Source organism: Clostridium estertheticum (genome assembly GCF_018861295.1).
Lineage (GTDB): Bacteria > Bacillota > Clostridia > Clostridiales > Clostridiaceae > Clostridium_AD > Clostridium_AD estertheticum_D.
The window spans coordinates 73,570-97,620 of the sequence record NZ_JAHLDM010000001.1 but is presented as its reverse complement, the minus strand read 5'-3'; the positions used below and the strand labels follow the sequence as shown (position 1 = coordinate 97,620).

The window sequence follows — 24,051 nt, the reverse complement described above, 5'->3', positions numbered from 1 at the left end:
TAAAAGAATTTAGACTAGGATTAAATCGTTTTTTTAACACTATCCCTCTAGACCCATCCTAGTATAAATTTTCTCTGGAAGTGACTTGAAATAAGAAGTGCAGAAACAATTGAAATCCCATTTAGAAATTCTTGTTTTGCCAATATTAAATTCTCGTAAGCCTGACAGGTTGCATAACAATTAATAATTGTTATGTTCCCCAGAGGACTACCCAGAGGCCCAGGCTAGCGAACCCGAGACAGGACGTCGAATGTGAGCACGTAACAATTAATAATTGTTACGCCCCCCAGAGGACTACCCAGAGGTTGAGAATATAATATTGAACAAAACATTAGAATTCCTTAATGCGATTTCATGTTTTAAACTCTTATTTCGAGACACATAAGAGAAATTTCATAAGGATAGCTTCTTATTTAATGTATCCTTGTGGATGACCTTTATGCCAATTCCATGCAGTTTCTATAATAGTTTCAAGAGAAGCATATTTAGGTTCCCATCCGAGAACTTTTTTAGCCTTATCACTAGAAGCTATAAGTACTGCTGGATCTCCTGCACGTCTAGGTGCCATTTCAGCCTTTATGTTAATTCCAGTAACTTTTCTTGTTGCTTCAATAACCTCTGCAACAGAAAATCCTTTTCCATTTCCAAGATTACAAGTTATACTGTCCTCTCCTCGTCTAAGCCTCTTAACTGCAAGTAAATGAGCACTAGCAAGGTCAGTTACATGAACATAATCTCTAACACAAGTACCATCCTCTGTTTTGTAATCATCACCAAATATCATAATCTTTTCTCTTTGTCCAAGTGCTACCTGAAGAATAATCGGTATCAAATGTGATTCCGGTCTATGATCTTCTCCTATTTTCGAACTTATATGTGCACCTGCTGCATTGAAATATCTTAAAGCAGTATATTTTATGCCATAAGCATTATCACACCATTTTAATATTTTTTCAACACATAGCTTTGATTCTCCATAAGGATTAGTAGGAAAAGTCTTGTCATCTTCAAGTATAGGAATATTATCTGGCTCACCGTAAGTTGCTGCAGTCGATGAGAACACTATATATTTAACCTTATGATCTCTCATAGCCTTTAATAAATTTACTGTAGAACCAATATTATTTTCAAAATATTTTAAAGGTTCTACAACACTCTCACCTACTAATGAATCTGCTGCAAAATCTATAACTGCATCTATAGTATTCTCCGTAAAAACTTTGTTAAGTATAACATCATCTCTTAAATCTCCACAGTATAGCTTTCCACCTATTAATGCATCATGATGTCCCTTTTGAAAATTATCTAAAACAACTACCTCTTCACCTTTTTCTAAAAGCTCAGCCACCATATGACTTCCAATATAACCTGCTCCACCACATACCAAAATTGCCATTAACTAAATTCTCCTCTCATAAAGCTTTTTATTTAATCTATAATCATTTTAACACATTTTTTCTATTAGTCATAAATTTGTTATTCGGTTACATTATTTCTATACGGTTGACACTACAGTGCCTCGTGGAATATAATAAATTATCTTAATTACTTAAGCTTTTTAGTACTGTGCTAAAAAGCTATTTTTATGGGAGGTAGTATAAATGGATTCTGGACCTGGTCAAAATATATATTGTATAAAGTTTAATATTATTATAAAGAGAGAATTCATATATACTAGTGCGCAAGTACCGCTATTTTGAAACTTTTCCCTCTAGCCACAATTAGGAGGTTTAACATGTCACATAAATTAAACGAAATAGAACTAACTGAATTTTTATTAACTGAGTCTATAGATGAAGTAAATAAACTTATTCAATTTATTCATCCTGCTGATATTTTAATAGCTATTAGGCAATACGAAGGATTTAAGTTGGATTTATTTAAAAAACTATCCCCAAATATTATTGCAGATATTATTGATGATGCGGATGATGATGAAAAATACGCTCTCCTATCAATTCATGAAGGTATCATGCAAAAGAAAATCATACATGAAATGTCCTCAGATGAATTGGTTGATTTATTAGAAGCTGTAACAGACGACGAAGCTAAAAACATCATGATAAATATGGATAAAGAAGATGTTGATGAAGTAACCGAATTATTAACCTACCCTCCAGATAGTGCAGGTGGAATTATGGCAAAGGAATTTGTCAGTATAAAAGAAAATATGACTATCGGCGAGACTCTGCATTACCTTCAGAAGGAAACACCTGACGTAGATAATGCCTATTATATATATGTAGTTGATGAAAATGCTCTTTTAAAGGGAGTTATATCCCTTCGAGATATTGTAATTAACAGCTTTAATGTAAAAATATCTGATATTATGAATGATAATGCCATGAGTATACCAGTTGATATGGATAAAGAAGAGGTTGGCCACATATTTGAAAAATACGGTTATTTGACAATGCCCGTAGTAAATGAATTTATGCAAATTTTAGGAATAGTAACTTCAGATGATGTAATGGAAATTCTTAGCGATGAACATACTGAGGATTTATATCGTCTTGCAGGTATAAAAGAAGATGAAAAGGTTACTGGGTCACTTAAGTCTGCTGTGAGAAGTAGATTACCCTGGTTATTTGTAAATCTATTAACTGCAATCCTTGCAGCCGCAACCGTTAGCCTTTTTGAAGGAACCATACAAAAGGTCGTAGCCTTAGCCACCTTCATGCCAATAGTTGCAGGTATGGGAGGTAATGCAGGCACCCAAACCCTAACTATTATTATTCGTAGCATAGCCCTTGGAGAAATAGACGCTAAAAATTCCCTTAAAATATTATTAAAAGAATTCGGTGTAGGTCTACTTACAGGTATCGCAATGGGTATCGCTGTAGCAATTTTAGGTTACTTATGGGAAAAGAATATTGTTTTTGGAGTAGTTATTGGTCTTTCTATGGTTTTAAACATGGTAGCTGCAACCATATCAGGTTTTACGGTCCCAGTTATACTAAAGAAACTCAATATTGATCCAGCACTTGCCTCTGCTGTATTTGTTACTACAGTAACCGACGTTTTGGGTTTCTTTTTCTTCCTAGGTCTTGCAACACTATTTTTACCTTACTTAATATAAAAAAGAAAAAAGTATATATTACGCGTATTGCAATACGATTAATGCATTCACTTCGCTAAGAACTATACGTAATATATACTTTTTTTACATGTAAAATTATAGTTTTATACGTTAACTTTAGGGTGGGTGATGAGATATGTTAAGCATAGGTTCTCTTAAGAATAACATTGCACAGATATTAATTATATTAAAAAAAGATTTAGTTTTTTCGCTAGCTTTAGCACTTTCTGTTATAACATCATTCTTTTCCACTCCTAAAATAGAATACATTGATTTTAAGGTTTTATTTACATTATTTAATCTTATGCTCATCGTCAGTGCCTTTAAACATATGAAGGTGCTCGACAAACTAGCTGTAACTTTGCTTATTAAATACGATAGTTCTAAAAAGATCTCTTTTATTTTAATATACTTAACTTTTTTTAGCTCTATGCTTATAACCAATGATGTGGCTTTAATAACCTTTGTGCCTTTAGCCCTTATAATAAGTAAACGCGCGAGTATTAGTCCTATGAAATTAGTTATATTTCAAACTTTAGCCGCTAATATTGGTAGTGGCCTTACCCCTATGGGGAATCCACAGAATTTATTTCTTTTCTCCTATTATAGACTAACAGGCTTTGAATTCTTGAAAACAATGATTCCATTTACACTTTTAGGTATTGTATGGCTTTTTATTCTAAATAATTTCCAAAAAAATAAAAAACTTAAATTTGATTTAGATAACATAATTATTGAAAACAAAGTAAAAGTGATGGTTTTTTGTCTTCTATTTATATTTATTATATTATCTGTGTTTAATATAATAAATTATAAATTAGCCTTTATCATTACACTGCTTACAGTGCTAATATTAAATAAAAAACTATTGTTAAAAGTAGATTATATTTTATTACTTACATTTGTATGTTTCTTTGTATTTATTGGTAATTTATCAAGTTTACCTTTTATAAAATCGCTAGCAAGAAGTTTTTTGCAAAACAAAACAACAACTTATTTCTCATCTATTATATTAAGTCAAGTTGTTAGTAACGTGCCATGTTCAATACTTCTCGCAAATTTCACTTCGAACTGGAGGGAACTTTTACTTGGAGTAAATATAGGTGGACTTGGGACACTAGTTGCTTCCTTAGCTAGTGTTATCTCATATAAGCTCTACATAAAAAAACGAACTGCAAATGCTCAAAGTAGATATCTCACCTTATTTACATTATATAATTTAATTAGCTTACTAGTATTCACCTTTGTACTTTACTTTATTTTTATATTTTAAAGTACCTACTGTAGACAATATTAACATAGTAATTTATACTTATTCTTATAAAAGCAATAATATTCATATAAATTATTTACTGAAACCTACACTATATGGGAGGAGGATTTGTCAAAAGTTTAAATATTCCTTTTGATAAAATAAAAAAAATGCCAACTAACACTATTTTAAAACCTATTTATAAAAAAATAGCTATTGATATTACTAATAGAATATTATCAGGGGATTTTTGTATAGGAGATAAACTATATGGTCGCTCTTCTCTTGCGAGCGAATATAACGTATCACCAGAAACTATAAGAAGATCCGTAACTCTTCTAAGTGACATGGATATAGTTACCGTTACTAAAGGGAGTGGAATAGTCATAACCTCCGTGGATAATTGCCTAAAGTTTATTGATAAATTTAAAGATATAGATTCAATAAGTTCTATTAAACAAAATATTTTTAACTTACTCGAAAAGAAAAAGGAGTTAGATAAAAGTATAAATTATTCTATTGATGAACTAATAGATTATTCTAGTAGATTTAAAAATAGCAATCCCTTTATTCCGTATGAATTTGAAATACAGCCTGAAATGGTTATCATAGATAAAACAGTATCTGAATCTAAATTTTGGCAAAGTACAGGTGCAACTATAATCGGTATCAGGCGTGATGATAAACTAATGCTTTCGCCGGGTCCACATTCTACCTTCAAAATCAAAGATGTCTTCATAGTAATTTGTGATGAGGGTAGTTATAATAGAATTAAAACTTTTCTTTATGGAAATCAATAAAGAAAAAGGCGATATATTATTAAAATATATCGCCTTTTTCTGCTCAAATTAAATTCCATTAAAACACCTCATTAAAATAGAAACCTAACTTACAAAAAGTTTGCATAAATACGCTTTAATAGATAAATAATAATTTAGTAATAATTCTATACAAACTTTTATGAATTTGCACAATCTTTACAAAGTAACAACTCAATGTTATAATAGGAGTTGTTACTTTATAAAATTAGGAGGTTTTAACTTGATCGAGTTTAAAAATGTAAGCAAAAGCTTTAATGGTAGAAAAATATTAAAAGATATAAATATTACTATACAAGATGAAGAATTAGTAGTTTTTATAGGACCTAGTGGTTGCGGTAAAACTACAACACTAAAAATGATTAATAAATTAATAACTCCCACTTCTGGTGAAGTTTTGATTAATGGTAAAAAGATCGGAGACCAAAACACCATAAAATTAAGACGTAACATGGGTTATGTTATACAACAAGCAGGTCTACTTCCACATTTAACTATAGGTGATAATATAGCATTAATTCCTTCTATAGAAAAAATGGAAAAAGAAAAGTTGCACACTAAAGTAATTGAGTTATTAACACTGGTAGGCCTAGATCCCGATATATATATAGATAAATACCCCAATCAGTTAAGTGGAGGTGAGCAACAAAGAGTAGGTGTTGCAAGAGCTTTTGTAATGGATCCTGATGTTATACTTATGGATGAACCCTTTAGTGCCCTGGACCCTATAACAAAAACTCAGCTTCAAGATGAAGTATTTAATATCCAACAAAACTACAAAAAAACTATTATATTTGTAACTCACGATATGGATGAAGCATTAAAACTCGGCGATAGAATTTGTATTATGGATGGTGGATATGTGGTTCAATTTGATACGCCATCAGAAATTTTAAAGAATCCTGTTAATGATTTTGTACGTGACTTCGTAGGTAAAAATAGAATATGGAATCAGCCTGAGTTAATTATGGCAAAAGATATTATGATAGATAAGCCTGTAAAATCAGTTGGAGAACGAACAATACTCCAAGCACTTGAAATAATGAAATCTAACAATGTAGATAGTTTACTTGTTGTAGATAAAGGTAATACGCTAACTGGACTTGTTACGTTAAAGCAAATTAGAACAACTCTAAGAAAAGATCCAGATAAAACTAAAAGAATAAAAGACTTAATGGAAACTCAGCTTATAACCGTAAACCAAGAAGATTCAATAATAAATATATTAGAGGTTATAAAAAAGGAAGATATAAATTTTGTTCCAGTAGTTGATGATAACCATAAGTTAGTAGGCCTTCTTACAAAGAGCAGCCTTTTATCTATATTAAGTAATCAATTCATAGATATGGAGGTAGATGTTAATGAATAGTTTCACTTCATTTTTTAATTTCGTAGTAGAAAGAAAAGCTCAAATAATAGATCTAACTATGCAACATATTCAACTAACTTTATTTTCAATTGTTATTGCTATATTAATTGCTATACCACTTGGTATACTTATAGTTAGATATAGAAAACTTTCGGTTCCTGTAATTGGTGTTACAAATGTAATCCAATCAATACCTAGTCTTGCGTTGCTTGGATTTTTAATACCAGCACTTGGTATTGGTAGTAAACCCGCAATTATAATGGTAGTTATGTATTCTCTTCTACCAATTGTAAAAAATACATTCACAGGACTCACGAACGTCAGCCCTGCACTTATTGAAGCTGCCGATGGTATGGGACTTACCAATACTCAGGTACTTCTAAAAGTTCGTTTTCCCCTAGCTATGCCAATTATCATGTCAGGTATTAGAATATCTTCAGTTACAGCTGTTGGGCTTATGACTATAGCTGCCTTCATAGGAGCTGGTGGTCTTGGATACTTAGTATTCTCCGGAGTTCAAACTGTCGATAATAACATGATTCTTGCTGGAGCTATCCCTGCTTGTATCCTTGCTATTGTATTAGATTTTGTACTAGGTAAGATAGAAAACATCGTAGTTCCTGAGGGAATAAAAGTTACTCATAGTAAAGGTTCTAAACGCAAAGGTTTATTGGGAAGTAAAAAATTTAAACTTATAACTTCAGGAATTGTACTTTTAGTTATATTATCAACAGTAGCTACAAGTTTTATTAATGATAAAAATAAGATAGTAGTAGGATCTAAGAACTTTAATGAACAATTAGTACTTGGAGATATGGTCTCCTCATTAATTGAAGCTAAAACAAAATACAAAGTTGAAAGAAAATTGAATTTAGGTGGAACTAACGTAGTATTTAGTGCCCTAAAATCAAAAGACGTAGATTTGTATGTAGAGTATACTGGTACCGTTCTTGTAAATATGTTAAAACAACCTACTATGAGCGATCCAACAAAAGTTTACGATACTGGAAAAGCAGCTTTGGCTAAAAAGTACGGTATAGAAATGTTAAAACCAATAGGATTTAACAATACTTACGTACTTGCAGTAAAAAAAGATTTTGCAAAAAAGAATAACTTAGAAACTATATCCGATTTAGCAAAAATAAGTCCAACCGTAACCGCTGGAGTTACTATGGATTTTGCTAATAGACCAGATGGTTATCTTGGACTTCAGAAAAAATATAATTTAAAATTCAAAAGTGTAAAAGGTATAGATGGTGGACTTAGATATACAGCACTTAAAAATGGTGAAACCCAGGTTTTAGATGCATTCTCCACTGATGGGTTAATTAAAAAGTTTGATTTAAAACTTTTAAAAGATGATAAAGCTTTCTTCCCACCATATTATGCAGTTTCACTCGTAAACGCAGATACATTGAAAAAATATCCTGAGCTAAAGGGTGTTTTATCAGCCTTAGATGGAAAAATTAACGATGATGAAATGCGAGCTATGAACTTAAAAGTAGATAATGGCGCACAATCTAAAACAGTTGCCGAAGACTTTTTAAGATCAAAACACTTAATTGATTAATTATCTCCTACGGAGCTATTAAATTATCTCCTACGGAGCTATTATAATAAAAAAGGCGTGGTATATTTAAAAATATATCACACCTTTTTTATTTATTATTACAAAATCTAGTTAAAGTTATCTTTAATATTAAAAACATATTTACCTAAAGATGTTTTTATTAAAATCTTATAGAAACAAATACTAAGTATAATGGAACCTACTGCTATAAATGGTATCATGACCTTAGAACTATATAAACCATGACTAACTAATAATCTTGATATCTTACTTACAAACACTGGTTCATGGAACAAATATATTGCGAAAGAATATTTACCTAAGATTAATAGTATTTTACTATTTTTTAAATATACCGCTATATAATACATTGCAACTACTGCAATAGGAGTGAAAATTAAATTTGTGCTTAAATTACTTATAAGTGGATTTTTTATGAGTGATACTACTGGTAATAAAAACAGATAAGATGTAATAGTTATTTTTATATACTTCTTTTTAATTCTTTTAGAATACAATTGGACTCCTAACTCGTATAAGTAAAAGTAATATATGAAATTAATAGGCTGCATATGTGGGCTAGCAAGTAGTTTTGTTTTATTTTGAATAACAGTTATTATAATAGCTATGATGTATAAAATAATCAGTCTTATTCTAGAATTTTTTAAAAATTTAATTATAATAGGATAACTGAATACAACAAGTGTGTACATAGGAATATACCATAATTGATACGCAAAATTATCGCCTAAAAATGTATTAAATAGATCCTTTAAGCAATTCATAAAAACATAATAAATATTAACATGATCATTTAGCATTATATTTTCTATACAAAGCTTACCCCACTCAAATAATATCCAACATATACTAACAATAAGAAATGGTTTAATAATCTTAGTAAATTCTTTATATATAAGTTTAGTATATATTTCATTTTTGTCATGCATTTCGTATTTATACCCTGAAATAAATATAAACATTGGAACTGCTACATGGACAACTTTATCTACAATGTTAAATAGAAACCCCACTTGAACATAAGTTTTTAAGTGTAATATACTGAGTAGAAAAAATGCATTGCTATGTATAAGTGTGACAAATAAAATTGCTATCCCACTATACACTTGTAGTTCACTTAAATGTTTCTTCATAAATACACCCCTTAAAGAATTCCATAAGTTTTTTACTAGCATATGAAAAAGAAAGTTACATACGCATTATACTATCAGTTACGACATCTTTCAACTTTTTTCTCCAACTAACTTTATTTTACCTAATAATAATACGTCTATATTAATCAACTAAAAAAAGTGCCTATAGACACTTTTTCAAAATTATTATATGTTTTTGATATCGTTATCATCTAAGAGATTTTGCCTTTCCGATTGTACCGTTAAGGCCATCCCATAAGTAATTGTGCTCCTCAACTCCATTCTTAAAATCTTTATTTTTCCAACGAGTAAGAAACTCTAAAAGCACTACCTTATCAGGATACCCACTTTTTGAAACATCGTTAATTAGTTGGTCACACTTGCCATCAGTTATCTCTATCTCTCCCCATATCTTTCCATCTTCTGCCACAATTTTAGTATTTATCATTTTATGCATCGTATTATATAGTACTAGTTCTTTATCACTTATATTTTGTGTGTTATGGTTTTGTTTTATTACAACCTGCTTAGCCTCTAACTGCTGCTTTATCTGAACAGCTTGTACAATTTTAGGACTATCCTGTTTATTTAGTTTGTGTTGTGAAATATAAAAACCTCCTGTACCTATTATAATAATCACCAATAATATACTACCTACGACACTCCACCTACCACGATTGGCAAATAGTTTTTCACATGCATCAAGGAATTTACCTCCTATTTTATCTAGTTTCATTAAAAAAACCTCCCTTATATATTATGTTATGGCAATAACATAATATTGTATGTAATTCTTTAGTTTATTTGTCAATTTTAAGTATATCACTATTGTATCGCTATTGTAATATTTTTCCAATAATATTTTTTTAAATAATACATAATGATAAAAATTATATAAATTTACTATATAGCATAGTAATTTATTGTAATATATGGTAACATGTATACGTATAGAATTAAGGGGTGGGGGTTATTTTATGATAAATACTTTTAGTGAAACAATAATAGTTCCATACTTGTATTCGTGTACTAACATTGTAACCGAGGTTAATAAGGAATTTCTTGATTTGACAGAATACACTTGGAGTGAATTGGTTGGTAAATCCATTAAAGAAGTAGGAAACATGTTAAAATTTAATTTGTATCCTTTAGAATATAAACTAAATAATAAGTACTCTGGCTATATATTCACAAAATCCCTTAACGCACTTGAAGTGGATATATCAATATCCCTCGTGTCTGAGACAAATAGTAAACTATATACTTTTGTTGAGAAACCAAATTCCAGGCTTAATGACAAACTCATTTTCGTTGAACAAATGTTTATTGATAACATATTAGGTGCCGCTGTTTACAGTGTTCCCGATTTAATATTACTTAAGACAAATCAAAAATATCTTAATTTCACATACTCTAATTACAATAAAGAAGAAAATAGTATTGGCAAACCTATAGGTGAAGTTATAACTGACTTTGCCGGAACTCCAGCTGAAGTTATTTTCAATTCTGTTCTTATTTCTCAAAAGGCAAGTTATATAAAAGAATTCGAATTTGATAATATAACAAAAGGTAAAACTTATTGGGATTCTACTCAAACACCTATATTTGATAATGGAAGGATGAAATACATATTTCACACTGCTATTGAAGTTACTCAAAGGGTTCTCAAAAATCAAAATATAGAAATACAAAATAGAATAATCAGCCATCAAAATGACTGCCTAGAACATGAAGAAGCTATTAAAAGGCGTTTTGATATTTTAAAAAGAGTGATAAATACCTTTGATTTACCTGTTGTTAGATTATCCTGTCCTGATTTAAAAATTATTGCTATTAATAAGAAGGCTCTTAATACTATTAAATTGATTACGCCTGAATTTATAACCAACACGAATATAAAAAACAATGCGATGAAATTTTTGTTAGGATTGCTCCAAACAAGCGAATATGATCGCCGCATTAGCGGAGTCTTAAAGGAAAAGAAAACTAAATATTTAAATAAACAACACTATGTTATAAATGGGAATGAATTATATTTTAATATTATATTCGAACCTGTACTTGAGGTAACTGGCGAAATACAAGAAATTTTAATACTAGTAATAGATGTTACTCCTGAAATTAAGTCTAATATAAATATGGAAAAAGCATTGAGATCACAAGGAGAATTTCTCGTTAACATATCCCACGAACTTAAGACACCACTAAATGTTATATTTGCAACAGCTCAGTTATTTAATGTGTATTGCGAAAGTGGCTCCCTTGATGAAAATAAAGACTCAATCATTAAATATATAGATTCGATTAAACAAAACTCCTATAGATTATCTAAAATGATTAATAATATAGTTGATTTGTCAAAAATCGAAGCAGGTTTCTTTAAACTTAACCTATCAAATAACGATATAGTTAAATTCGTAGAAGATATAGTGCTGTCTGTAACTAACTTCACTGACAGCAAAGGATTAAATATTATCTTTGATACTAATACAGAAGAAAAGATAATTGCTTACGACCCAGAAAAGATAGAAAGAGTAGTATTAAATCTTATATCAAATGCTATCAAATTTTCAGATGCAGGTAATGAAATATTAGTAAATGTTAATGACAAAAATGAATTTATTGAAATATCAGTAAGTGACAATGGCATTGGAATTGAAAAAAAGTACTTTGATATGATCTTTGATAGATTTAAGCAAGTAGATAAATCTTTATCAAGAAATGCAGAAGGTACAGGCATCGGCCTAAGTCTAGTTAAATCTATTGTCGAATTGCACGGTGGTACTATAACAGTCGAGAGTCAGTATGGTACAGGAAGTAAGTTTACCGTTAGTATTCCTTCTAGAAATGTTTCTAATGAAAATAAAATATACAATAGTGAAGTACGTGGTAAAGATCAAAGTATAAGAGTTGAACTTTCTGATGTTTATTCATAATAAAAAAAATCTAAAAAGAAAAAAACAAGCATAATTATCAGCTTGTTTTTTTCCATTTTAGTGTGCTACTCTTAATGCAGCTTCCTTACCTTTGCTAGTAATCCTCCACATTATTATATCGGTTTTTGAACTACAACAGCTTGCCTTTTTAGATCCATTTCCGCAATTACATCCACCAGAGCAAGACGTCATATCTTCCTTTTCAATATATTTCATCTGCGCAAGTTGTATTAACATCTGCTCAACCATTCCTTCATCTATTCCAAGTTCCTTCGCCATTAGCTTATTCGAATACCGATCACCCGCGGCTAATCTTTTAAGTACCCTCATTAACATTCTACATTCCTCCATTCTATATAAATCCTTAAATTTGATGTTTTTATATTATATCTAAATAGTAGCTTTCGGTTGACACCCAAGTTCCTTAGCACATTCCTGTATCTTCTTTTCCATGTGTATCCATGAACGTTTGGAATATACCACTTTAACATTAGATCTTCTTGACTCTTCTTTAACAATCTTTGTTAGCTGGTGCCCTACAAAATCTATCAAAACCATTACTAAATCTATGTTACCTGGTAATCTAAAATTTTTGGCGTCCTTTTTTCTACCGGTTATATGCTCTATGTCATTAAATCCATTTTGCATTAGTTTTTGCGTAATATTGCCAAGTTTATCTCCACCTATGAGTAATATGCACATAGGTTCACCTCCCCTTTGTATATTATAATCACAATATTGATTTTCATTATCAATTAATTATTATTTTTTTAATGTACCTTTATACTAATTGAATCCTAAAAGTTTTCCTATTTGGTAAACTAAAACTCCGCCCACCCATCCGATAACGCATGTATATATTACTGCAATAAGAGCCCATTTTCTAGAATTTGTTTCTCTCCTAATTGCACCTATAGTTGCTGCACAAGGACAATATAATAAAGTCATTACCATAAACGCTAGTGACGTGAGTGGTGTAAATGCCTGTTGAATAGCAGCTGTTAGTGAGGCATCATTTGATGCTGCATAAACTGTCCCTAAAGTACTAACTACTGCTTCTTTAGCAGCAAGGCCTGTTATAAGTGAAACTCCCGCCTGCCAAGTTCCAAAACCTGCAAGATTAAATATTGGTGCAATAATTGAACCTACTGACCCTATTAAACTATCTTTAGTTCCTGGAGTAACTCCCATTGGTAAGTTTGAGAGTATCCAAACAACTATAACTAGTCCTAATATAATCGTACCCATCTTTTTTAAGAAATGGGATGATTTTTCCCACATATGAATAAATACACTTTTAGCGGTAGGTATACGATAAGGTGGTAGTTCCATTACAAAATAAGACTCTTCCCCTTTGAATACTTTTTCACTTAAGAATTTACCCATTAATATTGCAACTGCAATACCTAGAACATATAAACCAAAGACAATAACTCCACCTGCATCAAAAAACCAAATCTTTCTACCTGTAAAAAAAGCACCAGCAAACAATGCATAGACTGGAAGTCTTGCACTACAAGATACGAAAGGGTTTATAAGTATAGCTATCATTCTATCTTTTCTACTATCTAGTGTCCTTGTAGACATAATTCCTGCTACATTACAACCACTAGAAATTATAAGAGATACTGCTGTTTTACCATGTAGCCCTATTGAATTCATAAATTTATCCATTATATAAGCTGCTCTTGCCATGTATCCACTATCTTCAAGGATAGCTATGAGAAAATACATAGTAAAAATCATAGGCGTGAATACGAACACCGACCCAAGTCCCCCGATTATTCCATCAGTTACAAATGATTGCAACAATACCGGCGCTCCCATGCTAGCCAAAATGCCACCTACAAAATCTCCAAAAGTACTAAATCCTGTATCCACAAGTCCACCTAAGAACCCATTTCCAAATGTCATTGCTATTTGATACATAAGGAACATTACCACAGCAAATATTGGTATTCCTAAATATTTGTGAGTAGTCCATTTATCTATTTTATCAGAAGTACTCTCAACATTTGACCCTTCTTTTTTTACACTATCGAAAACTATTTTAGTTATAAGTTCATATCTTTTATCTATTATAAATGCGTCTGGTTCGTAACCTATTTTTACGATTAAACCTTCTATACTCTTAGTAAGTGTATCATTTATCTTTTCGAAATTCTCGTTCTCATTCACATATTTTTTTATATACTCATCGCCCTCTAAAAGCTTTAACGACGACCACTGCGTTGGATATTCTTTAGTTACCGCAGTCTGTTCGAAAGTTTCTGTAAGTGTTCTAATTTCTTTTTCTATGTCTTTGCCATAATTAATTTTAAATACATTGTGTTGCTTAGAATCTCCTATTTTCATGGCCTGCTTTATAAGTTCTTTCATGCCTTCATTTTTAGTCGCAACTGTTGCAACCACTGGTACATTTAAGGCTTTCGATATTTTATCAATATTTATTTCTATATTCTTGTTTCTTGCTTCATCCATCATATTAAAAGCTAAGACCATTTTTGCACCAGTTTCTAGAATCTGCATCGTTAAATATAAATTTCTTTCTATATTACTGGAATCAATTACATTAATTACAACATCCGGCTTACTTTTTAATATAAAATCACGAGCTACTACTTCATCCTCCGAATATGCCCCAAGGCTATACGTTCCCGGTAAATCCACCACAATCACGTTTCTACCTTCAAACTTGAACCTACCCTCTTTTTTTTCAACTGTAACTCCTGGCCAATTTCCAACGTGTTGTTTTGAACCAGTTAATGCATTAAATAAACTAGTTTTTCCACAGTTAGGATTACCAGCTAAAGCTATTACTAAATCTTTCCCCTCATTATTCATGTTACTCATGCACGCCCCCATATTTTCTTATTATTTTTATACTTCACTTGCCATAATCTTTTGTGCCATACTTCGTCCTAGCACTAATCGTCTCTCTCCAACCTTAACAATTAACGGACCACTATCATTTTTCATGATTTTTATTATAGCACCTGTGCTCATGCCCATCTCCATAATCTTCTTGCACATATTCTCCCCGCCATGTACACTATTTATTTTTGCAAATCTTCCCATTTCAATAAAATTAAGTGACATACTCATCACTAAGCCTCCCTTATTATTTTTATACTACTTCTACCATAATATCTTTGGCTTCGCTTTTTCTAAGGCTTAATGTATATCCTCTAACCGAAAGCTCTATAGGATCTCCCATTGGGGCTTTCCCTGTTACTACAAGCTGTGTATTTTTAACTATTCCCATGTCCATTATTCTTCTGCGTACTTTACTCTCTAATGCTATTTCAACTACCTTAACTCTAGTTTTCATCTCTACGTCAATTAATGATATTTGCTTTGTCATATAATCACTCCTTATAAATATTATTGCTAATATTGAAACTCATTATCAATATAACCTTAAAAAATATATTCTATTTTCATATAATATATATAGTCACTTGAGAACCATTATCATAATACTACATTATAGTGTATCTGTAAACATATAATTTCTTAAAATTAATTAATATATACAGAAAAAGTGAATATCTTTAAGATATTCACTCCACTTTAAACTACTCTATCGCTACAAATTATATTATCTAAGGATTCTTTTGATGTTGCTACAGCATATTCTTTGCATAACAATGCTCTAATATATCCACGCTCATTATTCGTTGACTCTATATAGAAGCATCTTCCATAATAAAATCTAATAAGTGAAAACATTCTAGATGCAGTATGGAGATATAAACTGGTAACTCCTTGCTCCATCATTGAAATATCAACTGCATTCATTAATATTTTACCAATACCATTATTTTGATGTAACGACGAAACCCCAAATCTACTTAAATAAGCACTATGATCAGGTTTTACCTCTATTCGTACGCTACCTATAACTTCCTCATTCGATAGAGCTACAAAAACATTAGTAGTTTCTATCGCTTTTAATACATCATCATATGATTCCTCAAAAGGTGCTACTAGTCCCGTAATTCCTGCATTCTCGGCATACAACTTAAACGATTTTTTTGCTAGTAACCTTATTTCTTCAATGTCGCTAGTAACTGCTTTTCTAACTTCAAAGAACATTTTATCCATTTATCTACCCCCATATCATATTATTTCCGCAAATAATTATATACATAATATATATATAACAACTTGCAAACTTTAAGGTGCCATAGCAATAATTTCGAGTCCAGTGGTTTCAGGTATTCCGAACATAATATTCATATTTTGTACAGCTTGACCTGCCGAACCTTTAACTAAATTATCTATAGCAGATATTATTATTACTCTATTTGTGCGTTTATCCACTCTGATCCCAATATGACATATATTAGAGCCTCTTACCCATCTTGTTTCAGGTAATCCATCAATAATTTTCACAAAAAATTCATCTTTATAAAAATTTCTATATAAAGATATAATATCTTGCTCAGTTATATCTTTCGTGAGTTTTGCATAACAAGTTGATAATATTCCACGGTTCATTGGCACTAAATGAGGAGTAAAACATATCGTTACATCATTTCCAGATGCCTTGCTAAGTTCTTGCTCAATCTCTGGAGTATGTCTATGAGTAGTAACTGCATAAGCTTTAATTGATTCATTACATTCTGTATAAAGTGAGGCAACATTCGCAGCTCTACCTGCACCAGATACTCCTGATTTAGCATCAACTATGATTGAGCTTGTGTCTATCATGTCGCTATTTAACATCGGTGTGAGTGCTAATATAGTGGCAGTTGGATAACAACCTGGATTAGCTAATAAATTACACCTTTTTATAGCTTCTCTATTTAATTCGCAAAGGCCATAAACTGCATCTTTTAGTAGACCTTCACTTTCATGTTTAACTTTATACCATTTCTCATAAACATCTTTTGATTTTAATCTGTAGTCCGCACCTAAATCTATTACTTTTACGCCAAGAGCTAGTGCTTTCTGTGTTATTTCAAATGATTTGCCATGTGGCATAGCAATAAAGAGAACATTTATATCTGATAACTTGCTTATGGCTGTCTCCATATCAACACATATATCATCTATATAACTATAGAAGTTACTATATATTTCACTATAAGTCATGTATGCATATTTATGTGAAGAATAAAACTCTACGTCTACATTGGGATGCTTGTATAAAAACCATGCTAACTGTTCACCTGCATAGCCAGTTGACCCTATTATACCTGCTTTTATCATATTAAATCGCCTCGCCTCTAAAATTTATTAATAAAGATTATTATACAATAGAGTTATAAAAAAATCAACAACAACATGAATATTTATTCATATTGTTGTATATTTATTCATATTTGTGTTATAAATTTAGATAAAAAATGGCCCCTTTAGCTATTAACTACATAACCAAAAGGGCTTATTGCTATTTTTCAACTAACTTCTTAATTTTAACTTTACTAATTCTTTTACTATCACATTCTAATATAATAAATTCATAATTCTCATAAATAATTTTATCATTCACTTGTGGGTATGATCTTAGTTGTGAATAAACCCATCCACCAATTGTATCAATGTTTTCTTCCTCTATATCTATACTTAACAGTTCGACAATATCCTCAATAATAACTTTTCCATCGACACTGTAGCCACCATCTTCTGTTTTAATAATCTCATTAACCTCTTCATCAAACTCATCTTGGATCTCTCCAACTATTTCTTCTAAAATATCTTCAATAGTTAAAAGTCCAGATGTTCCACCATATTCATCAATAATTATAGCCATTTGTACCTTATCTTTTTTAAATACTTTTAATAATTCACTTATTGATAATGATTCTGGTACAAATTTAATTTCACGGATAACATCCTCTATCTTTTGGCTATTCCCTTCGATTTTTTGCTTATACAAATCCTTAATATGTACAAACCCAACAACATTATCTTTACTATCCCGACATACTGGATATCTTGTTAGCTGTTCATCTAAAGTAAATGCTATAATATCTTCAAAAGAATCTTCGAGGTAAATGCATTCCATATCAGTTCGAGGTATCATTATTTCTTTTACTGTTTTCTCTGAAAAATCAAATATATTATCTATAAAAGTTAATTCAGTTTTATCTATTAATCCATGATTATAACTTTCCTCAACTAATAACTTTATTTCCTCATCAGTATGCGCTATGTCATGTTCATCAACTAGTGATACACCAAACATTTTTAAAACTAAATTAGTACTATGGTTAAAAGCCCACATTACTGGAAAGGTTACATTATAAAACCAAACGAGGGGTAGCGCTGTATACATTGCTATCTTCTCTGTATTTATAATTGCGAGTGACTTTGGTACTAACTCCCCAAGTACTATATGAAAACCAGTTATAAGTGAAAATCCTAAGATAAAAGAAATTGAGTGCACAGCGGCTTCTGGCAGATCCATTAAAGTAAATAACGGAGTGAGCATTGCAGCTACTGCAGGCTCTCCTATCCATCCAAGCCCTAGGGATGCTAAAGTTATTCCTAGCTGACATGCAGATAGATATGAGTTCAAATCTTTTACAACCTTTAAAGTGTATTTTACATTTTGAGCTCCATCAAGTACTAATGTTTCTATCCTAGATTTTCTAACCTTTACCATTGCAAATTCTGTGGCAACGAAAAAAGCATTCATAAATACCAGTAAAAATACGATAACAATGTTTATAAAAATAGTCACTTTGATAACTCCTTCCAAGTCAACACATATGCTTAGTATTATCCATACTTAGTCTATTATAATCATAAAATACTCTCCTAATTATATAATACCATATTTATCTACGAATTCAAATTTTCTTCATATAGAAAGTGTTATAATTTGATCGACTTTAAATTACCCTACTTTACTAAAAGTAGGGTAATTCTTATATACATATTTTAATTTTTTCTATTCTTCGTTCGCGAACTTCCTCTATTCTAAATATTACATCTCCATATTCAACAGTTCTCTCCTCATTTATCTTTGGAATACATCCCATAAGATTAATTAAAAAGCCTCCTATTGTATTATAATCTTTGGAAACTAAATTTAAATCTAAATGCTCATTTAAATCATCTAAAGAAAGTAATCCACTTACTATATAAGTATTATTATCAACTTTCTTTATTTCTGGTTCCTCGTGATCATATTCATCTTCAATATTACCCATGATTTCTTCTGTAATGTCTTCAGTTGTAACTACCCCTGAAAATCCTCCATACTCATCTATAAGCATCGCAATATGATTTTTAGAACTTTTCAATTCTTTAAATAATTCATCTATATTTTTATTTTCCTGAACAAAATAAGGTGAATGTAATATATTCTTAATATTTACATTTTCAAAACCACTTTTTCTTGCCTCTATCATAAAATCTTTCATATGAAGTATTCCTACGATATTATCAACATCACCCTCAAATACTGGCACTCTTGAATGACGCTCGATTAATAACTCATCTAAATACTCTGTAATAGGGTCATCCATATCAATCATATATACGTCAGTTCTTGGAGTCATAACTTCTCTTGCCAATTTGTCATCAAACTCAATGATGTTATTTATCATTTCTTTTTCTGTTTCATTAATAACGCCGTGTTCCTGACCCACTTCTATAAGTGACTTTATTTCTTCCTTCGATATCTTTTCCTCTTTGCTCTCATGACCAAGACCAGTGATTTTAACTAGAATATTGGTAGATACTGTTAGTAAACTCACAAATGGTGTAACTATTTTAGATATATACATAATAGGTACTACAGAAAACATTGCAATAGCCTGAGAGTTTTGAAGCGCAATACGTTTTGGAAACAATTCTCCAAATACAAGTGTTATATAAGCAAGTCCAATTGTTATAACAACTAGAGCAACTCCTTCACTATAAGGTACACTTATATTACTTAAAACGAGTGTTAGTTTACCTGCTATCGCGGTAGCCACATAAGCACTTGAAAAAAATCCTGCAAACGTAATACCCACCTGAATCGTCGATAAAAATTTTGTTGGCTTTTCTATAAGTCTTGATAATAGTATAGCCTTTTTATTACCTTCCTCTGCTAAATGTTTAAGTTTGTTCTTGTTCAAAGATACTATTGCCATCTCTGCAGATGCAAAAAACGCATTTATCAGTGTTAAAATAACAATTAATATTAATTGCACCACTATATTGCTGTTAGGCATGGGCGCGGGTTCTGATTCCATTAAAAATTCCTCCTCTAAAATAAAAGCTTTTCATACTATCATGATAACACAAAATTTAATACTTTAATTAATATTATAAAAATAATTTTATATTTTTACATAATTAAATAGGAACCAACTTACAGTTAGTTCCTATTTAATCATGTATTTAATTTAAAATACTTATAATATATTATTTTATTAAATTTATCTTTTCCCAGAAATTTTATCAACAAGAAATACTATTACAGCGATTACTAGCAACATATGTATTAATCCGCCACCAATTTTAAGTATAAACCCTACAACCCAAAAGAATACTACTATTCCGCCTATCCAACGTAAAAGTCCCATATAAAACACCACCCTTCATATATGCCTATTTACTAGTTATCCTTAAATGTTTAATAATTATATCAAGAAACCAGTATATTTGCAATACTACTTCTGCCTCTTTTCCCTATTTTTCGAGTTTTTAACAATTATTAATTTGTTACAAGTCCTAAAATTTTTACAGAACCTTTCTTAATTATATAGGATATCTCAATCCTAATTTTATGATTTCCTCTCAAATTATAAGCTATTAAATCAGAATAGCTAACCTGGAATGTTGAATTAGTGTTAATTTCTTTTATAAAATTATCATCTATAAATACTTTGAACTTTCCACCATTAGGTTTTCGTAGGAAATGTATAATGGCTACACTCTTAGTTGTATTAAAAGTTAAATTTTCTGAAACCTTATTTCCAATAAATCCATTTTCTATAGTGAACCCATTATTTAAATCCGGTGAATTATCAAAAACATAATCAGTTAATTTCTTAGTGTTATTGTATAATACACTATAATCAATATTTGTTTTTTTATTAGATAAGTAATTATCATTTATAACCTTTTCAATTGTTTTAGCATAATAAACGTACCCTTTGCCATTAGGATGTACCAAATCATTAGATAAATAAGAATAGAGCTTTCCTGAGTTATTAAATGCCCTCACGGTATCCGCGTACTGAAGATTATAATGCTCCGCTAAATCCTCTATAGCCTTTGAATAATCATTATACTGTCTAAATGAGCTTTCTATAATTGGTATTATTTCTATATTAGGATTTAATTTTTTAAGTTTAATTATAATACTCTCGTAAAACATTCTAAATTGTTTTGGCTTTATATTAAATTGGTCATTTTGCCCCAAACATATAAATGCCACATCATATTGTTTTGTAAGTTTAGCATTGTTTAGCTCAACCCAAGCACGTATTCCCGTTGTACTTCCTCCCGTAATAGAATCAGTTGTTATGGTTGATCTATACTTTTTCTGCACATCTTTTATTACTACATTAATCCACTTCTCATGAAAATTAGACGTACCTGTACTTTGAGCTATGCTGTCTCCAACTATCAAAGCATTTATATCCTTCTTTTGATGAAGTTTCTGATAAAAATTCAAATCTGAAATTCTACCTACCTCACCTCGATTTATTACCTTTTGCTGCTCAACTAATTCCAAATTTTCTTTTATATTTGTCTTGTTACGAATAATCACCACAATAAAAATGAAGCTCAATAACACAACCAAAAACATACACGAAATTCCTATACTCTTTTTCATGTGAAATCACCCCTTAAATACTAAATAAATTAATTAGTTTATAATAAAAAAGAACCACCCAAACGCATAAATATGCATTTGGGCGGTTATTCTAACAGCTCCAATGGAGATGACTTGGCCATAGAAAAAATGATCTAAAAGCTAGACAGCTTGATCATCCTCGCCACCGGTTTTTTTATAAGTAGGAACAATGTCTTTAATTTTACTAGTTAATGCATCAACATCATTTGCCTCAATAATTACCGCAAGCTCCTTCATTCTTTCTTTCATTACTCCTAAATCACTAAAAGTAGGTTTACCAATAAAAATCTTCGCATGTTTAGTATTAGTAAGTCCTTCTTCACTCATTAGCAGTTCTTCATAAAGTTTTTCACCCGGACGTAGCCCCGTAACTTCAATTTTAATATCTTTATTTGGCTCAAATCCTGAAAGTTTTATTAAATCCCAAGCTAAATCATATATTTTAACAGGCTTCCCCATATCTAAAACAAAGATTTCTCCCCCCTGGGCATAAGCACCTGATTGAAGCACTAATTGTGCAGCTTCCGGGATAGTCATAAAGAATCTTGTTATATATTTATTAGTAAGTGTAACTGGACCACCATGAGCTATTTGGTTTTTAAATAATGGTATAACTGATCCATTACTTCCCAGAACATTTCCAAATCTCACTGCTACAAAATGTGTCTTACTTATCTTATCCATAGATTGTATAATCATCTCACACATTCTCTTAGTAGCACCCATAACATTAGTTGGATTTACTGCTTTATCTGTTGATATCATTACAAATCTTTCAACATTAAACCTATGAGCACACTCTGCTACATTATAAGTTCCAAACACATTGTTTTTTATTGCTTCCATAGGACTTTCTTCCATTAGTGGAACATGTTTGTGCGCCGCCGCATGGAAAACTATATCCGGTGAATATGTTGTAAAAACATCCTCAAGTCTTTTTTTATCTCGAACAGATCCTATAAGTACCTTTAAATCTAATTTTGGGTATTTATACTTAAGTTCAATTTGCAAATCATAAGCATTGTTTTCATATATATCAAAAATAATTAATTGTTTAGGTGCAAATTTTATAATTTGACGACATAACTCAGAACCAATTGACCCTCCGCCACCTGTTACTAAGATTGTTTTATTTTGAATATAACTTGCAATACCTTCCGTATCAAGTACTACTGCTTTACGTCCTAGTAAATCCTCAATGTCTACTTTTCTAATTTGACTTAATGAAACTTTCCCATTAATTATTTCATACATACCTGGAATAATTTCTATTTTACATTTGGTTTTTTTACATATTTCAAGTATTTGTTGTTTATCCTCATCCTCTATGGTCGGAATTGCTATAAGAATAGTTTCTATATCTTTTGCTTTTGCAATAGACAAAATATCTTTCCTATTTCCTACAACTTTTACTCCCATAATGTTTTTTCCTTTTTTATAAGGTTCATCATCAATTACAGCTATAGGTGTATACTTGCTCTGGTTACTGCTTTTCATTTCTTTTATAACCATTGCTGCAGCTGCCCCAGCCCCAATTATCATTACTCTATTTCTATCATTTTTACTGACATTGCAATTAATAATACCCGTAAATCTATCATAGACTCTAAATGACATCCTAAAGCCAAGTATGAAAATAATACTAAAAGCACAAGCTATTATGCTTACTCCATAAGCAAATGGATGTCCAATAATTCTAACAAAAACAATCATCAAAATATTCGCAGCAAGGCATCCACCAATAGCCAACATAAATTCATCTACACTTGCATAACTCCAAAGACTTTCATAAAGTTTAAATAGATAAAAACATGTTATGTAAATAACTGTTACAATTATCGCTATCTCTTTATAATCATTTGAATAGAATTTGAAATTTTTATAGTTATACCTAAAATAGAAAGCTAATATATATGCTAAGTTTATTAAAACTGCATCGCTTAGTATTAGTATCGGCTTTTTCCATTTTCCTAAAGCTTTCACAATATACACCTCTTCTTTATGTTTCTCAAAATTTGTTCTCATAATATTATATCATCATTTTTGCTATTAAACATCTTTT

Annotated in this window: 21 protein-coding genes; 6 read left to right on the top strand and 15 right to left on the bottom strand. The window is 30.6% G+C overall.

Annotated features, from left to right (window positions below; translation table 11 throughout):
- Window positions 1-409: 409 nt before the first annotated feature.
- Entirely contained in the window at window positions 410-1,396 is a 987-nt protein-coding gene (gene galE / locus KPL54_RS00400) for a UDP-glucose 4-epimerase GalE (RefSeq protein WP_216103719.1), read from the bottom strand.
- Between the two features lie 339 nt (window positions 1,397-1,735).
- Here galE and mgtE point away from each other — a divergent pair, with 339 nt between their 5' ends.
- The 5 genes from mgtE (at window position 1,736) to KPL54_RS00375 (ending at window position 8,088) form a co-directional block, all read left to right on the top strand.
- Window positions 1,736-3,079, top strand: coding sequence for a magnesium transporter (mgtE, locus tag KPL54_RS00395; RefSeq protein WP_216103718.1), 1,344 nt, complete (start codon window positions 1,736-1,738; stop codon window positions 3,077-3,079).
- Window positions 3,080-3,215: 136 nt separating this feature from the next.
- Complete coding sequence (locus tag KPL54_RS00390; protein ID WP_216103717.1) at window positions 3,216-4,352, top strand: SLC13 family permease; 1,137 nt, start codon at window positions 3,216-3,218, stop codon at window positions 4,350-4,352.
- 149 nt (window positions 4,353-4,501) lie between these two features.
- Window positions 4,502-5,131: a TrkA C-terminal domain-containing protein gene (locus KPL54_RS00385; RefSeq protein WP_216104298.1), complete on the top strand. Its 630-nt coding sequence runs from the start codon at window positions 4,502-4,504 to the stop codon at window positions 5,129-5,131.
- A gap of 241 nt (window positions 5,132-5,372) precedes the next feature.
- Window positions 5,373-6,518 (top strand): ABC transporter ATP-binding protein, encoded by a 1,146-nt coding sequence (locus KPL54_RS00380; protein WP_216103716.1) that lies wholly within the window; start codon window positions 5,373-5,375, stop codon window positions 6,516-6,518.
- Window positions 6,511-8,088: an ABC transporter permease/substrate-binding protein gene (locus KPL54_RS00375; RefSeq protein ID WP_216103715.1), complete on the top strand. Its 1,578-nt coding sequence runs from the start codon at window positions 6,511-6,513 to the stop codon at window positions 8,086-8,088. Before KPL54_RS00380 ends, KPL54_RS00375 begins: the two co-directional genes overlap by 8 nt.
- Before the next feature lie 107 nt (window positions 8,089-8,195).
- Here KPL54_RS00375 and KPL54_RS00370 read toward each other — a convergent pair whose 3' ends face one another.
- Window positions 8,196-9,242, bottom strand: a complete 1,047-nt coding sequence (locus KPL54_RS00370) for an acyltransferase family protein (RefSeq protein WP_216103714.1) — start codon at window positions 9,240-9,242, stop codon at window positions 8,196-8,198.
- A gap of 208 nt (window positions 9,243-9,450) precedes the next feature.
- Window positions 9,451-9,978, bottom strand: coding sequence for a DUF6241 domain-containing protein (locus KPL54_RS00365; protein WP_216103713.1), 528 nt, complete (start codon window positions 9,976-9,978; stop codon window positions 9,451-9,453).
- Window positions 9,979-10,219: 241 nt separating this feature from the next.
- Between KPL54_RS00365 and KPL54_RS00360 the strand changes: the two genes are divergently transcribed.
- Complete coding sequence (locus KPL54_RS00360; protein WP_253203289.1) at window positions 10,220-12,178, top strand: PAS domain-containing sensor histidine kinase; 1,959 nt, start codon at window positions 10,220-10,222, stop codon at window positions 12,176-12,178.
- Between the two features lie 57 nt (window positions 12,179-12,235).
- On the opposite strand, the gene KPL54_RS00355 is transcribed toward KPL54_RS00360, so the two are convergent.
- The 12 genes from KPL54_RS00355 to KPL54_RS00300 form a co-directional block, all read right to left on the bottom strand.
- The gene (locus KPL54_RS00355) at window positions 12,236-12,514 is read right to left on the bottom strand and encodes a FeoC-like transcriptional regulator (protein ID WP_071614495.1); all 279 of its coding nucleotides are present in this window, start codon (window positions 12,512-12,514) and stop codon (window positions 12,236-12,238) included.
- A gap of 54 nt (window positions 12,515-12,568) precedes the next feature.
- Window positions 12,569-12,880 (bottom strand): DUF2325 domain-containing protein, encoded by a 312-nt coding sequence (locus KPL54_RS00350; RefSeq protein WP_216103712.1) that lies wholly within the window; start codon window positions 12,878-12,880, stop codon window positions 12,569-12,571.
- A gap of 84 nt (window positions 12,881-12,964) precedes the next feature.
- Window positions 12,965-15,031, bottom strand: a complete 2,067-nt coding sequence (gene feoB, locus KPL54_RS00345; protein WP_253203288.1) for a ferrous iron transport protein B — start codon at window positions 15,029-15,031, stop codon at window positions 12,965-12,967.
- A 27-nt stretch (window positions 15,032-15,058) separates the two neighbouring features.
- Window positions 15,059-15,283: a FeoA family protein gene (locus KPL54_RS00340; RefSeq protein ID WP_216103711.1), complete on the bottom strand. Its 225-nt coding sequence runs from the start codon at window positions 15,281-15,283 to the stop codon at window positions 15,059-15,061.
- 22 nt (window positions 15,284-15,305) lie between these two features.
- Entirely contained in the window at window positions 15,306-15,542 is a 237-nt protein-coding gene (locus tag KPL54_RS00335) for a FeoA family protein (RefSeq protein ID WP_216103710.1), read from the bottom strand.
- Between the two features lie 209 nt (window positions 15,543-15,751).
- Window positions 15,752-16,285: a GNAT family N-acetyltransferase gene (locus tag KPL54_RS00330; RefSeq protein WP_216103709.1), complete on the bottom strand. Its 534-nt coding sequence runs from the start codon at window positions 16,283-16,285 to the stop codon at window positions 15,752-15,754.
- 72 nt (window positions 16,286-16,357) lie between these two features.
- On the bottom strand, window positions 16,358-17,395 hold the full coding sequence (argC, locus tag KPL54_RS00325; RefSeq protein WP_216103708.1) for an N-acetyl-gamma-glutamyl-phosphate reductase: 1,038 nt from the start codon (window positions 17,393-17,395) through the stop codon (window positions 16,358-16,360).
- Between the two features lie 181 nt (window positions 17,396-17,576).
- Entirely contained in the window at window positions 17,577-18,872 is a 1,296-nt protein-coding gene (locus tag KPL54_RS00320; protein WP_216103707.1) for a hemolysin family protein, read from the bottom strand.
- A gap of 187 nt (window positions 18,873-19,059) precedes the next feature.
- A complete protein-coding gene (locus KPL54_RS00315; RefSeq protein ID WP_216103706.1) occupies window positions 19,060-20,376 on the bottom strand; it encodes a hemolysin family protein in 1,317 nt (438 codons plus the stop codon).
- A gap of 186 nt (window positions 20,377-20,562) precedes the next feature.
- Window positions 20,563-20,709, bottom strand: coding sequence for a lmo0937 family membrane protein (locus KPL54_RS00310; RefSeq protein WP_151553533.1), 147 nt, complete (start codon window positions 20,707-20,709; stop codon window positions 20,563-20,565).
- A gap of 131 nt (window positions 20,710-20,840) precedes the next feature.
- On the bottom strand, window positions 20,841-21,968 hold the full coding sequence (locus tag KPL54_RS00305; RefSeq protein WP_216103705.1) for an SGNH/GDSL hydrolase family protein: 1,128 nt from the start codon (window positions 21,966-21,968) through the stop codon (window positions 20,841-20,843).
- A 141-nt stretch (window positions 21,969-22,109) separates the two neighbouring features.
- A complete protein-coding gene (locus tag KPL54_RS00300; protein ID WP_309245349.1) occupies window positions 22,110-23,972 on the bottom strand; it encodes a nucleoside-diphosphate sugar epimerase/dehydratase in 1,863 nt (620 codons plus the stop codon).
- Window positions 23,973-24,051 lie beyond the last annotated feature (79 nt).